The sequence below is a fragment of the Tistlia consotensis USBA 355 genome (assembly GCF_900177295.1).
In the GTDB taxonomy this organism is placed as follows: domain Bacteria; phylum Pseudomonadota; class Alphaproteobacteria; order Kiloniellales; family DSM-21159; genus Tistlia; species Tistlia consotensis.
The window spans coordinates 1-12,600 of sequence record NZ_FWZX01000038.1 but is presented as its reverse complement, the minus strand read 5'-3'; the positions used below and the strand labels follow the sequence as shown (position 1 = coordinate 12,600).

The following is a 12,600-nucleotide window of genomic DNA, read 5'->3' as shown; positions in this document are numbered from 1 at the left end:
GGGCGGCCGAAGCACAGCCATGCACTGCAGCATAGCGGCGATTCGGCCTGCTACGGGCAGGGAATCGTGAAGCGCTGGTGGATCGCCTCGATCGCCTCCAGGACCGCGCTGCCCAGGGTCACCTCCGCCGCGTCGATCGCGACCTTCAGCTGATCGACCGAGGTCGCGCCGACGATCGAGGCGGTCAGGAACTCCCGCCCGTAGACGAAAGCGTGCGCCAGCGTCGCCGGTTCCAGGCCGTGGTCACGGGCCAGCTCGACATAGGCGCGGATCGCCGGCTCCGAGTTCGGCTTGAAGTAGCGCCGGTTGTCCTTGCTGACGGTCATCCGGGCGCCCTCGGGCCAGTGGCCGTCCAGGTACTTGCCGCTGAGCGTGCCGCCGGCGATCGGCGCGTAGGCCAGCAGGCCGACCGCCTCGCGCATCGCGACCTCGGCGAGCCCGACCTCGAAGCTGCGGTTCAGCAGGCTGTAGGGGTTCTGGATCGAGACCGGGCGCGGGCCGACCCCGGCCTCGGCTTCCTTCAGGAAGGACATGACGCCCCAGGGCGTCTCGTTCGACAGGCCGACGGTGCGCACCTTGCCGGCCGTCACGAACCCGGCGAGCACCGCCAGGGTCTCGGCGATCGGCGTCGAGTCCTCGTCTGGATCGTGGACATAGCCGAGCTTGCCGAAGTGGTTGGTCGAGCGGTCCGGCCAGTGCAGCTGGTAGAGGTCGAGATAGTCGGTCTGCAGGCGCTTCAGGCTGGCGTCGAGCGCCCGCTCCAGGTGCCAGCGGTTGAGCCGCGGCTTGCCGTCGCGGATGTAGGGAAAGCGCGTCGGGTTCGGGCCGACCGCCTTGGTCGCCAGCACGACGCGCTCGCGCCCGCCGCGGCTGGCCAGCCAGTTGCCGATGATCCGCTCGGTCTCGCCGTAGGTCTCGGCCCCGGTCGGCGTCGGGTACATCTCGGCCGTGTCCCAGAAGGTGACGCCGCGCTCCAGCGCGTAGTCCATCTGCTCGAAGGCCTCGTCCTGGCTGTTCTGGGTGCCCCAGGTCATGGTGCCCAGGCAGACCTTGCTGACCTGGATGTCGCTGCGGCCGAGCCGGCGCATGTCCATGGCGGTTTCCTTCGTCTCGTCGGTCGGTGGCGGAGGTGCCCGGGCGCCGCCGGGCGGGGGAAAGGCGCTGGGAGGGAAGCGAAAGCGCGGCGCGTTGTCCAGGGGCGAGATCGGATGGCTGGGCCCCGCCGGTCTCGCCGCGCGCTCAGAGGATCAGGGTCAGCACGCCGGTGTAGGTGTAGAGCCGGTCGTGGCTGATCTCGCCGTTGGCGAAGAAGCCGGCGACCGGGATCTCGCCCAGCACGTCGCGGACAATCGACAGCTCGACCGAGCCGGGGCCGAACAGGTTGGGGCCGCGGGCGAGGCAGCTGTGGTAGAGCGCGGCGCGCGCGCTGCCGCCGGCCCGGGTCAGCGTCTCGCGCGCCATGCGCTCCAGGTCGGCGCAGGCCGCCGCCGGGTCGCGCCGCACGAAGTGCACCGGCTGGCCGACCTCGGGCCGCTCGGCGACGCCGAGCACGCCGCGCTCGGGATCGATCGCGACCAGGTTGCGCACCAGGTAGTCGCCGGTGTCGCTGCCGGCGATCGGGAAGCCGACGTGGACGTAGCCGGCGGCGCGCCTGAGGTCGCGGGCCAGCAGCTCGCCGACGTCCTGCTTCAGCACCTCGACGGCCGGCCGTTCGTCGATCTCGATCAGCAGGTTGCCCTCGGCGGCGGTGACCCGCCGCGTCGGGCCGAGGGGGGCGCAGCCCTGGGTCAGGCCGGTCGCGACCTGCAGGCTGGGGTCGAACAGCACGCCGGACAGGCCGATGGCGCCGCCGACCTGGCTGACCACCCGGTCGGCGAGCTGCGGCAGCTCGCCGCCGGACGAGCTGAGGCCGCCGACCAGGAAGGCGCCGCTGGCCTCCGCTGTCTCGGCGATCAGCTCGACGATGCGCGGGCTGCGCGGATCGGCATGGACGACGCCGAACACCGGCCCGGTGCCGCTCGGCCAGCCGCTGCGCAGCGCCGTCGCCGCGGCCAGCCCGCCGTTGTTCGGGCCGAAGACGCGGAAGCTGCCCGGCGGCAGGGCGCCGACCAGGGCGACGGCCGCCGGCATGCCGAAGGACTCGATGCCGCTCGCCGCGATGCCCATGCCGACCGTGCCGACCCAGTGCTCGACGCCGCTGCGCTCGCGCAGGAAGGTCAGCAGCGAGGAGTAGTCGGCGGCCAGCGCGTCGGTGACGTAGAGGAAGCCCAGGTTGGCGCCGGCCGGCACGGGATCGAGGCCGTCCATCAGCGCCTTGGCGACGCCGGCCCAGTCCGCCGCCTCGGCGTGGGCGCCCTTGAAGCCGCCGGCCGCGGCCTCGATCGCCGGCTCAGCCATTGGCCGCCTCCCTGGCCGCGCGGGCGCGGTCGAGCAGCTCGTCGACCTTGGGCAGGATGCCCTTCACGATTGTCGCGACCCCCTGGGCGTTGGGATGCATGCCGTCGTCCTGGTTGAGCGCCGGCACCGCCGCCACGCCCTCCAGGAAGAAGGGATAGAACACGAGGTCGTGCCGCTTCGCCAGGGCCGGATAGATCGCGTCGAACTCGCCGGCATAGCCGGCGCCGAGGTTCGGCGGGGCCTTCATGCCGGCGAGCAGCACCGGCAGCTTGTGCCGCTCCAGGATCGCCAGCATCGCCTCGAGGTTCCTGCGCGTCTCGGCCGGGTCGAGGCCGCGCAGCGCGTCGTTGGCGCCGAGCAGCAGGATCACCGCGTCGGGCTTCTCCGCGAGGTTCCAGTCCAGGCGCGCCAGACCCGCCGCCGAGGTATCGCCGGAGCTGCCGGCGTTGATCACCGTGACGGCGCGGCCCTGGGCCGTCAGCGCCGCCTGCAGCTGGTCCGGGAAGGTCTCGCCGTCGGGCAGGCCGTAGCCGTGGATCAGCGAGTCGCCGAAGGCCATCAGGCGGAGCGGCGCCTCGGCGGCCAGCGAGGCCCCGGTCCCGGCCGCGAGCAGCGGCAGGACGAGCAGGGCGGCGAGGCGCCGGACGATCGGAGGCAAGCGCATGGCGGCCCTTTTCCTGTTCCGCCCAAGAAGTAAGCACAGCGGACAGGCGATCAAGCAAGGGGCGCGGTCGCGCACGCCGCCCGCCGCCCGCCCAGCGCCAGCCCAGCGCCCGCCATGCCGGCCGCGGCGGCGCTGCGGCGGCGCGGCCTGCGTTGACCCGTCCCGGCCGGCCCCCATATCCGGCCTGGAGGCGCTGCTGCCCCGCCGCTCCCGAAAGGACCCGAATGGCCGACATCGACGCGACGCCCGGCCCGATGATCTCGCTCGAGGGCCTGCGCCTGACCTATCCGGGCGGTGCCGGGCCGGTCGAGGTGCTGCGCGGCCTCGACCTCGCGGTCGCCGCCGGCGAGACCGTCTCGATCGTCGGACCCTCGGGCTCCGGCAAGTCCTCGATGATGATGCTGATCGCCGGGCTGGAGCGGCCGAGCGGCGGCCGGGTCGCGGTCGGCGGCGTCGACTTCGCGCGGCTCGACGAGGACGGCCTGGCGCGCTTCCGGCGCGACCGGGTCGGCATCGTGTTCCAGGACTTCCACCTGATCCCGACCATGACCGCGGTCGAGAACGTCGCCGTGCCGCTGGAGTTCGCCGGCCGGCGCGACGCCTTCGAGCGGGCGCAGGACGCGCTCGTGCGGGTCGGCCTCGGCCACCGCACCGGCCACTATCCCGGCCAGCTGTCGGGCGGCGAGCAGCAGCGCGTCGCCCTGGCCCGCGCCTGGGCCGTCGAGCCGGACCTGCTGCTGGCCGACGAGCCGACCGGCAACCTGGACGGCGAGACCGGCCAGAAGATCATCGAGCTGCTGTTCGAGCTGCAGGCCGGCCGGCACACGACCCTGCTGCTGATCACCCACGACCCGGCGCTGGCGGCGCGCTGCGGCCGCACGGTGCGCCTGCAGGACGGCCGCATCGTCGAGGATGTCGCCGCCGCCCCTGCCGCGGACCGGGTCCCGGCCTGATGGCCGAGGCGGCCCTGACGCGCGCAGCGGCCGTCGGCGGCGGCCGCTGGCCGCTGTCGCTGCGCCTCGCGCGGCGCGAGCTGCGCAGCGGCCCGGCCAGCGGCTTCCGGGGCTTCCGCATCTTCCTGGCCTGCCTGCTGCTCGGCGTCGCGGCGATCGCCGCGGTCGGCTCGCTGGCCCAGGCCATGCTCGACGGCCTGGAGCAGAACGGCCGGGCGCTGCTCGGCGGCGAGGCCGAGCTGAGGCTGCTGCACCGCGAGGCGACGCCGGCCGAGCTGGCCTGGCTGACCGCCAACAGCGGGCGCCTGTCCGAGACCGCCGAGCTGCGTGCCATGGCCCGCGATCCCGGCGGCGGGCAGCGCCGCCTGGTCGAGCTGAAGGCGGTCGACGGGTCCTACCCCCTCTACGGCGCGCTCGCCACCGAGCCGGCCGGCCTCGGGCCGGCGGCACTGGCCGAGCGGGACGGCAGCTGGGGCGCGCTGGTCGACCCGGCCCTGCTCGGCCGGCTCGGCCTCGAGGTCGGCGACCGCCTGGCGATCGGCGGGCTCGACTACCGGATCCGCGGCACGATCCGGCACGAGCCCGACCGCGCCGGCCGGGTCTTCAGCTTCGGCCCGCGCGTCATGGTCGCGCTCGCCAGCCTGCCGGCGACCGGCCTGGTCCAGCCGGGCAGCCTGATCGAGTACCACTACCGCCTCGACCTGCCGCCGGGCCGGGCCTTCGCCGACTGGCGCAAGCGGCTGGTCGCGGCGCTGCCCGAATCGGGCTGGCGGATCCGCGGCCTGGCCCAGGCCGCGCCCGGGATCCAGCGCTTCGTCGAGCAGGTCCGGCTGTTCATGACCCTGGTCGGCCTGACGGCGCTGCTGGTCGGCGGCGTCGGCATCGCCAACGCGGTCGGCAGCTACCTGGAGCAGAAGAAGCCGACGATCGCGACCCTGAAGTGCCTGGGCGCGCCGGCCTTCCTGATCTTCCGCGCCTACCTCTGGCAGGTCCTGGCCCTGGCCCTGCTGGGCACGCTCGGCGGCCTGGTCGTCGGCGCGCTGGTCCCGCTCGCCGTCGGGCCGCTGCTGTCCGAGCGGCTGAACTTCCAGGTCGCCGGCGGCCTCTATCCCGGGGCGCTGGCCCTGGCCGCCCTCTTCGGCCTGCTGACGACCCTGGCCTTCTCGCTCTGGCCGCTGGCGCGCGCCCAGCAGGTGCCGGCCGTCGCCCTGTTCCGCGACACGGTGCAGCGCGCGCGCCGCTGGCCGCCGCGCTGGGCCGTCGCCGCGACCGGCCTCGCCGCCCTTGCCCTGGCCGGGACGGCGGTGCTCGGCACCTCCGACAGCCGCCTCGCGCTCGGCTTCATCCTGGGCGCGGCGCTGGCGCTCGCCGCCTTCCGCCTGGCCGCCCACGGCCTGGTCCGGGTCGCCGAGCGCCTGCCGCGGCCGCGCCGGCCGGACCTGCGCCTGGCGCTCGCCAACCTGCACCGGCCGGGGGCGCCGACCGCCAACGTCGCGATGTCGCTCGGCCTCGGCCTGACCGTGCTGGTCGCCATCGCCCTGATCCAGGGCAACCTGAGGCAGCGGGTGCTCGAGGAGCTGCCGGCCGAGGCGCCGAGCTTCTACTTCATCGACATCCAGCCCGACGAGGTCGCGACCTTCCAGAAGATCGTCGGGGCGACCCCCGGCGTCGTCGCCGAGACGCGCGTGCCGATGCTGCGCGGCCGCATCACCCGGGTGAACGGCAAGCGCCCCGAGGATCTCCAGATCCCCAAGCAGGTGACCTGGGTGTTCCAGGGCGACCGCGGCCTGACCTGGCGCGCCACGCCCCCCGAGGGCGCGAAACTGACCGAGGGTCAGTGGTGGCCGGCCGACTATCGGGGCGCGCCCCTGGTCTCGCTCGACGACGAGGTCGGCAAGGCGCTCGGCCTGCATCCGGGCGACCACCTGACGATCAACGTGCTGGGCCGCGACTTCACGGTCGAGATCGCCAACCTGCGCACCGTCGAGTGGGCCGACCTCAAGATCAACTTCGTGATGATCTTCTCGCCCGGCCTGCTGGAGGGCGCGCCGCACCAGGACATCGCGACGGTGCGCCTGCAGCCCGGGCCCGACGACGCCCTGGGCCAGGCGGCGGCCGAGGACGCGCTCGAGCGGCGCGTCACCGACGCCCTGCCGAACGTCTCGGCGATCCGCGTCAAGGAGGCGCTGCAGACCTTCGCGCAGATGCTCGATTCGATCGCCGCCGCGGTCACGGCGACCGCCGGGGTGACGCTGCTCGCCGGCACGCTGGTGCTGGCCGGCGCGGTCGCCGCCGGCCACCGCCGGCGGATCTACGACGCCGTCGTGCTGAAGGTGCTGGGCGCGACGCGCGCCGACATCGGCCGGGCCTTCCTGCTGGAGTACGGCCTGATCGGCCTGGTCACCGCGCTGCTGGCGGCCCTGGCGGGCTCGCTCGCCGCCTGGTGGGTCCTGACCGACATCATGAACAGCCCCTTCCATTTCCTGGCCGGGCGGGTCGCGCTGACCGTGCTGCTGGCGACGGCGGTGACCCTGCTGTTCGGCTTCGTCGGCACCTGGCGGGCGCTGGCCCAGAAGGCGGCGCCGCTGCTGCGCAACGAGTAGGGCTCGAAAAAGGAGCGGACCGAAGCGCGCAGCGACGTGGGAAAGCTTGATTCGCCGCCGTCAATCCCCACTCTATGAGGCCGGTAAATCAACAAGCAGGAAGCGGAGAGGCATCCAATGGCATTCGGTCCTCAGAACGTGCGCAGCTTTGCCCGCACGCAGGCCGACCAGGCGCAGCTCGACCAGGGCCTGCGCAGCTACATGCTGCGCGTCTACAACTACATGTCGCTGGGCGTCGCCTTCACGGGCGCCATCGCGATGCTGGTCGCGATGAATCCGCAGCTGGTCGCGAGCCTGTCGGGCGGCGGCTTCTGGGTCCTGTTCATCGGCATCCTCGGCCTCGGCTGGTTCGCGCCGCGCCTGATCATGACCAAGTCGGTCGGCGTCGCGCAGCTCTGCTTCTGGGGCTATGCCGGCCTGTGGGGCGCGGTGCTCGGCCCGATGTTCTTCGCCTACCTGCACATGGCGGGCGGCGCGGAGATGATCGCCCGGGCCTTCTTCATCACGGCGGCGGCCTTCGCCGGCCTCAGCCTCTACGGCTACACCACCAAGCGCAACCTGGCGCCGATGGGGGCCTTCCTGGCGATGGCGACGATCGGCATCCTGATCGCCATGCTGGTCAACGTCTTCCTGATCCAGTCGAGCGGCTTCGAGCTGATCCTCTCGATCGTCGTGGTCCTGGTGTTCTCGGGGCTGACTGCCTACGAGACCCAGATGATCAAGAACATGTACTACGAGACCGACGGCCACGACGTGGTGACGCGCAAGGCGATCTTCGGCGCCTTCATCCTCTACGGCGCCTTCATCACGCTGTTCATCTGGATCCTCAACATCCTCGGCATGATGAACAGGAACTGATCGCTGGCCTGACACCCTAGACCTGACCGGCGCCTCGCGGCGGCGGACCGGCGGAGCCCGGGAGGACCCCCTCCCGGGCTTCGTCGCTTTGCGCTATCGAGGGGCCTGCCCAGAACGAGAAACCGGGAGGTAAGGACGGATGGTCGCCTACATCGTCGGAACGGTCGAGGTCACCGACCCCGAGGCCTACAAGAAGTACACCGCGCGGGTGCCCGCCGAGATCGCCCGCTGGGGCGGCCGCTTCGTGATCCGCGGCCCGCAGCCCGAGGTGCTGGAGGGCGACTGGCAGGTCCAGCGCCTGGTCGTCATCGAGTTCCCCGACAGCGCCGCCGCGCGCGGCTGGTACGAGAGCGCCGGCTACCAGGAGCTGGTGCCGCTGCGCCAGGCCGCCTCGACGGGCGCGCTGGCGCTCTTCGAGGGCTTCGCGGGGTAGCGCGGGAGAGCCGGACCCGGGGCCTCGTTTCTCCCTCTCCGCCCCAGGGGGCGGAGAGGGGACGCAGACCGGGCCACCTCAGCGCCCTCTCTTCCGGCGCTGCGCGCGACCGCGCGCTGGCAGGACGAAAGGGGAGTGCCGGTTCGCAGGCCCGCCCCTTGATCCAGGTCAAGGAACGATTGCAGAAAGTCGAATATGTATGTCCCGACGCCGCTGACAGGCGAGGGGACCGACCATGTCCGATGCTTCCCGTTCGTTCCGCCCTGCGCCCTTCTGGCACCCGCTGGTCGCCGGGGTCGCGCTCGGCCTGACGCTGCTGCTGACCTTCCTGGTGACCGGCCACGGGCTCGGCGCCAGCGGCTTCTTCACGCGCCTGGCCGCCGCCGTCTCGGCCTGGCTGGCGCCGGGCTGGACCGCCGCCAACGCCTACTTCGGCGGCTTCGTCGCGGGCGGCGCCGATCCGCTGCCCTCCTGGATCACCTGGGAGGCCGTGGGCGTCGTGATCGGCGGCCTCGGCGGCAGCCTGGCGGCGCGGCGCTTCCGGCCGATGGTCGAGGCCGGGCCCCAGGGCCGAGGCGGGGGGCACGGGTCCGGGTACGGCGGCGCCTCGCTCGGCGGCCGCCTCGCCGCGGCCTTCGCCGGCGGCGCGCTGGTCGGCTTCGGCGGCCGCCTGTCGCTGGGCTGCACCAGCGGCCTCGGCCTGTCCGGCGGCGCGACCCTGGCGGTCGCCGGCTTCGTCTTCCTGATCGGCTTCTTCCTGGCCGGCTTCGCGGTCAGCCTGATCCTCAGAAAGGTGCGGTCATGAGCCTGCCCCTCTACGACGGCGGCCTCGCCGCCGGCCTGCTCTGCGGCATCCTGTTCGGCTACGTGCTCGAGGGCGCCGGCTTCGGCAGCCCGACCAAGCTGACCGCCCAGTTCGAGCTCAGCGACTGGTCGGTCTTCAAGGTCATGTTCACCGCGGTGATCGTCGCCGCCTTCGGGCTCTGGCTGGCCCAGGCGCTGGGCGTGCTGAGGCCGGGCGGCGTCTTCGTGCCGACGCTGTTCTTCTGGGCGACGCTCGGCGGCGGCCTGCTGATCGGCGCCGGCTTCGCGCTCGGCGGCTACTGCCCGGGCACCTCGGCGGTCGGCCTCGCCTCGGGGCGCGGCGACGCCCTGGTCTTCATCCTCGGCATGGTCGCCGGCACGGTCGTCTTCGCGGCGCTCTATCCGCTGCTCGCCGGCCTGGTGACCGCCGCCGCCGGGCCGCAGGGCCAGACCCTTTCGGCCCTGCTCGGCCTGCCCGACTGGCTGGTCATCGCGCTGCTCGCCCTGGTCGCCGCCGGCGGCTGGCGGCTGGGCAGCCGGCTGGAGCGGCGCCTCGGCGGGCCCGTCACCGCCGAGCAGGCCCTGGCCGCCGAGGCCGGCACGCCGCCGCCCCGCCCGGCCGCGCGGCCGCACCGTCCCTTCGCCGCCTGATCCCCCCGCCGCCTTCCGGGAGAGTCCCTGCCATGAGTCCCTCGATCCCCACCCGCAAGCGCCTGACCTCGACCGCTCTGCCGCTGGTCCTCGCCTTCGGCGTCGCCGGCGGCCTGCAGGTCCTGGAGCTGCCGCTGGCGACCCCGCTGCCGGCCGCCCAGGCCCAAAGCAACCCCTGCGCGCCGGCCAGGGCCGTCAATCCCTGCGCCCCGGCCAACCCCTGCGCCGCGGTCAAGCCGATGGCCCCGGCCGCGGCCAATCCCTGCGCGCCGGCGGCCGTCAATCCCAGTGCCGTCAATCCCTGCGCGGCGGCGAACCCCTGCGCGCCCGCCAAGGCGGCGATGATGAGCGCCGCGGCGGCCAATCCCTTCGACCTCGCCGCCGGCCTGCCCCAGGCGCCCTTCGGCGACAAGATGCCGGCGATCGTCGACAACTACGGCCGCGCCGCGCCCTACGTCGGCACCGGCGGCCTGGTCAAGCTCGAGGCCCTGCCGCAGCTCAAGGCGCTCGGCTTCAAGACCGTCGTCAACCTGCGCACCGCCGAGGAGGACCCCGGGGCCGAGGCCCAGGCGGCGGCCGCCGCCGGCCTCGACTACGTCTCGATCCCGGTCTCGGCCAAGGCGCCGACCGCCGAGCAGGTCGCCGCCTTCACGACGCTGGTCGAGGACCCGGCGCACTACCCGATCCTGGTCCACTGCCACAGCGCCAACCGGGTCGGCGCGCTCTGGACGCTCTACCGCGCCGGCCGCGGCGTGCCGCCCGAGGTCGCGATCCAGGAAGGCCGCACGGTCGGCATGACCGCGGGCCGCGAGGCCGCGGTGCGCCAGGTCCTCAAGCTGCCGCCCCAGGGCAGCTGAAGGGGGGAGCCGAGGGAGCCGCCGACCGGGAGGCAGCCGAGCCCGGGCGCGCCAGACCGCCGCGGCCCGGGTGCTCGGCCTTATTCCCTTAACCTCGGGCCGCTATATCTTTCGCACATGCAATATCGCATCTGCGAAAGGACGGCGGGATGGCCCTCTTCTCCCTCGACGGCAAGCGCGGCCTGGTGGTCGGCGTCGCCAACGAGCATTCGATCGGCTGGGGCTGCGCCGCGGCGCTCAGGGCCCAGGGCGCCGAGGTCGCGCTGACCTACCTGAACGACCGGGCGAAGCCCTGGGTGGCGCCGCTCGCCGAGCGCCTGGAGGCGCCGCTGCTGCTGCCCTGCGACGTGCGCGAGCCGGGCCAGCTGGAGGCGGCGTTCGACGCCGTCGCCAGGGCCTGGGGGCGCCTGGACTTCCTGGTCCACTCGATCGCCTATGCGCCGAAGGAGGACCTGCACGGCCGCCTGGTCGATTCCAGCCGCGACGGCTTCGCGCTGGCCATGGACGTCTCCTGCCACTCCTTCCTCCGGATGGCGAAGCTGGCCGAGCCGCTGATGACGGCGCCGGGGCCGAGCGGCGCCCCGGCCGGCGGCACCCTGCTGACCGTCTCCTTCTACGGCGCCGAGAAGGTGGTCGAGCACTACAACCTGATGGGCCCGGTCAAGGCCGCGCTCGAGGCCTCGGTGCGCTACCTTGCCGCCGAGCTGGGGCCGCAGAACATCCGCGTCCACGCGCTCTCGCCCGGGCCGCTGCTGACCCGCGCGGCCAGCGGCCTCGACCGCTTCGACGAATTGCTGGACCGCGCCCGCCGCCACAGCCCCGAGGGCCGCCTGGTCACGATCGAGGAGATCGGCGCCCTGGCCGCCTATCTCTGCAGCGACGCGGCGCGCTCGCTCACCGGCGAGACGGTGCACGTCGACGCCGGCTACCACGTGGTGGGGTAGGGAGAGGACGGCTCGAGACTGGTTCGGCTCCGGCCCGCAGGCCCACCCGGCCACCCACGTCAGTATCCTGGTAGGGGGGGCCGGGTGGGGCTGCGGGCCGGCGATGCGATCCGAGCGGGGCGACGCTCCAGCGAGGCGGCGCGGGCCGGCCGCGCCCCCGCCGGCCTCAGGTCGGCCTCAGGTCGGCCTCAGGTCGGATAGCCGGCGCCCTTGGACTCGGCCTCCTTCTGCTTCTGCTCTTCCTTCTCCTTGATGATCGTCTCGGGCGAGCGCGTGGTGACCGTGCAGCTCTTCTTGCCGGCGACCTCGTCCAGCGCCTTGTACTCGCCCTTCAGGTGCGCGTACTCCTGGGCCTCCGGCCCGTCGCCGCCGTTCAGCATCAGCAGCGCCGGCCAGAACAGCACGATGCCGATCGCCATCTCGGCGCTGTCGTTGTCGGCCTTGTTCTGCAGGTGGTCGTAGAGCTCGACCGTGCGCTTGCTGACGCCGTCCATCTCGGCCGTGATCTGCGGGCAGCTGTAGTCGGCGTACTGCACCGGCGAGACGTAGGCCGCCGTGATGTTCTTGGGCTGCGACGCGCAGCCCCCGACCAGCGCCGCCGTCGCCACGGCGAGCGCCACCTTCACCTTCAAGGTCATGGCAAACCCCCTCTGCCCCCGACGCCCGGCGCCACTGTGGGGAGGTGATCGCTTTGAGACCTGGCCCGAGCGGCCTTGAGGCGGGCGAGCGCGGCGGAGGCCAAGGCATACTGCGGGTTTGAGGGCGGTTCGTCGTCGGGCGGCGGTGCGAGGCGGTTTGAGACCGATTGAGCGGTTCCGAGCGAAACGGGCCGAATTTCGGCACATGCTTTGAGACCGACTGACGACAGATCGATCATTTCTGCGCAGTCCCGCGGCGTGAGCGCGGCGATCAGCGCGGGGACCGCGGTGCGCCCGATGCCGGCGGCCGGCGTGCCCCGAAGCGGCAGAGCCAAGTCCCCGGCCTGGCCGTCACCCTTCCAGCCGTCCGGAGCGACGATCAGGAAGACGTTCACCGCACTGGCCTTCACTACCGCGTTGTTGCCGATGATGATCGTGCCGCTGTTCCGTACGTCCCTGATGATGACCCTCGGTGGTTCGCTGTCCTCCGGCGCCGGCTCCTTCCGGCTCTGCCGTTCGATCTGATCCTTGTTACGCCTCTTAATGTCTGCAAGCTCAGGCACTTAGGTCCCCCATGCCGGTACGGTCGGAAGTCGCTCGTTCTATGCGCCCAAAGGTTAAAATTCCACCCTGCCTACGCAACGCTGCGGAAGAGCCTGACCACCTCCGGGAACGATAGAGCGGCTTGCCCGGAGACCTTCCGCTCCAGCTCGTTCCGGTACATCTGCAGCACGGCGTCGGCCTTCTCCTCCGGCTCCATCTCGCGGCCCAGCTCCTGCAACAGCTCGTCGGCGGCGA

At 72.9% G+C, this 12,600-nt stretch carries 13 protein-coding genes; 8 read left to right on the top strand and 5 right to left on the bottom strand.

The features are described from left to right. Positions 1–50: 50 nt before the first annotated feature. From B9O00_RS28350 to B9O00_RS28340, 3 genes are all read right to left on the bottom strand, one after another. Complete coding sequence (locus B9O00_RS28350; protein WP_085126124.1) at positions 51–1,094, bottom strand: aldo/keto reductase; 1,044 nt, start codon at positions 1,092–1,094, stop codon at positions 51–53. A gap of 145 nt (positions 1,095–1,239) precedes the next feature. Further along, positions 1,240–2,397, bottom strand: coding sequence for an FIST signal transduction protein (locus tag B9O00_RS28345; protein ID WP_085126122.1), 1,158 nt, complete (start codon positions 2,395–2,397; stop codon positions 1,240–1,242). After that, positions 2,390–3,061: an arylesterase gene (locus tag B9O00_RS28340; protein WP_089229837.1), complete on the bottom strand. Its 672-nt coding sequence runs from the start codon at positions 3,059–3,061 to the stop codon at positions 2,390–2,392. The genes B9O00_RS28345 and B9O00_RS28340 overlap by 8 nt, the downstream gene beginning before the upstream one ends. 254 nt (positions 3,062–3,315) lie before the next feature. Between B9O00_RS28340 and B9O00_RS28335 the strand changes: the two genes are divergently transcribed. The 8 genes from B9O00_RS28335 to fabI all read left to right on the top strand — a co-directional run bounded on the left by B9O00_RS28335 (position 3,316) and on the right by fabI (position 11,164). Continuing rightward, positions 3,316–4,014, top strand: a complete 699-nt coding sequence (locus tag B9O00_RS28335; protein WP_089229838.1) for an ABC transporter ATP-binding protein — start codon at positions 3,316–3,318, stop codon at positions 4,012–4,014. Beyond that, positions 4,014–6,617, top strand: coding sequence for an ABC transporter permease (locus B9O00_RS28330; protein ID WP_085126118.1), 2,604 nt, complete (start codon positions 4,014–4,016; stop codon positions 6,615–6,617). Before B9O00_RS28335 ends, B9O00_RS28330 begins: the two co-directional genes overlap by 1 nt. A 117-nt stretch (positions 6,618–6,734) precedes the next feature. Beyond that, positions 6,735–7,475, top strand: coding sequence for a Bax inhibitor-1/YccA family protein (locus B9O00_RS28325; RefSeq protein ID WP_085126116.1), 741 nt, complete (start codon positions 6,735–6,737; stop codon positions 7,473–7,475). 139 nt (positions 7,476–7,614) lie between these two features. After that, positions 7,615–7,908: a DUF1330 domain-containing protein gene (locus B9O00_RS28320; RefSeq protein WP_085126114.1), complete on the top strand. Its 294-nt coding sequence runs from the start codon at positions 7,615–7,617 to the stop codon at positions 7,906–7,908. A 235-nt stretch (positions 7,909–8,143) separates the two neighbouring features. Then, entirely contained in the window at positions 8,144–8,713 is a 570-nt protein-coding gene (locus B9O00_RS28315; RefSeq protein WP_085126112.1) for a YeeE/YedE thiosulfate transporter family protein, read from the top strand. Then, complete coding sequence (locus B9O00_RS28310; RefSeq protein ID WP_085126110.1) at positions 8,710–9,363, top strand: DUF6691 family protein; 654 nt, start codon at positions 8,710–8,712, stop codon at positions 9,361–9,363. Before B9O00_RS28315 ends, B9O00_RS28310 begins: the two co-directional genes overlap by 4 nt. Before the next feature lie 32 nt (positions 9,364–9,395). Beyond that, complete coding sequence (locus B9O00_RS28305; RefSeq protein ID WP_085126108.1) at positions 9,396–10,220, top strand: protein tyrosine phosphatase family protein; 825 nt, start codon at positions 9,396–9,398, stop codon at positions 10,218–10,220. 149 nt (positions 10,221–10,369) lie between these two features. Next, positions 10,370–11,164, top strand: coding sequence for an enoyl-ACP reductase FabI (fabI, locus tag B9O00_RS28300; RefSeq protein WP_085126106.1), 795 nt, complete (start codon positions 10,370–10,372; stop codon positions 11,162–11,164). A 188-nt stretch (positions 11,165–11,352) separates the two neighbouring features. Here the strand turns inward: fabI and B9O00_RS28295 are convergent, their stop codons facing one another. Next, positions 11,353–11,802 carry a metal ABC transporter ATP-binding protein gene (locus B9O00_RS28295; protein WP_085126104.1) on the bottom strand — a complete coding sequence of 150 codons (450 nt, stop codon included), beginning with the start codon at positions 11,800–11,802 and terminating at the stop codon, positions 11,353–11,355. Beyond that, the gene (locus B9O00_RS32770; RefSeq protein WP_143596376.1) at positions 11,799–12,365 is read right to left on the bottom strand and encodes a hypothetical protein; all 567 of its coding nucleotides are present in this window, start codon (positions 12,363–12,365) and stop codon (positions 11,799–11,801) included. Before B9O00_RS32770 ends, B9O00_RS28295 begins: the two co-directional genes overlap by 4 nt. Between the last annotated feature and the right edge of the window lie 235 nt (positions 12,366–12,600).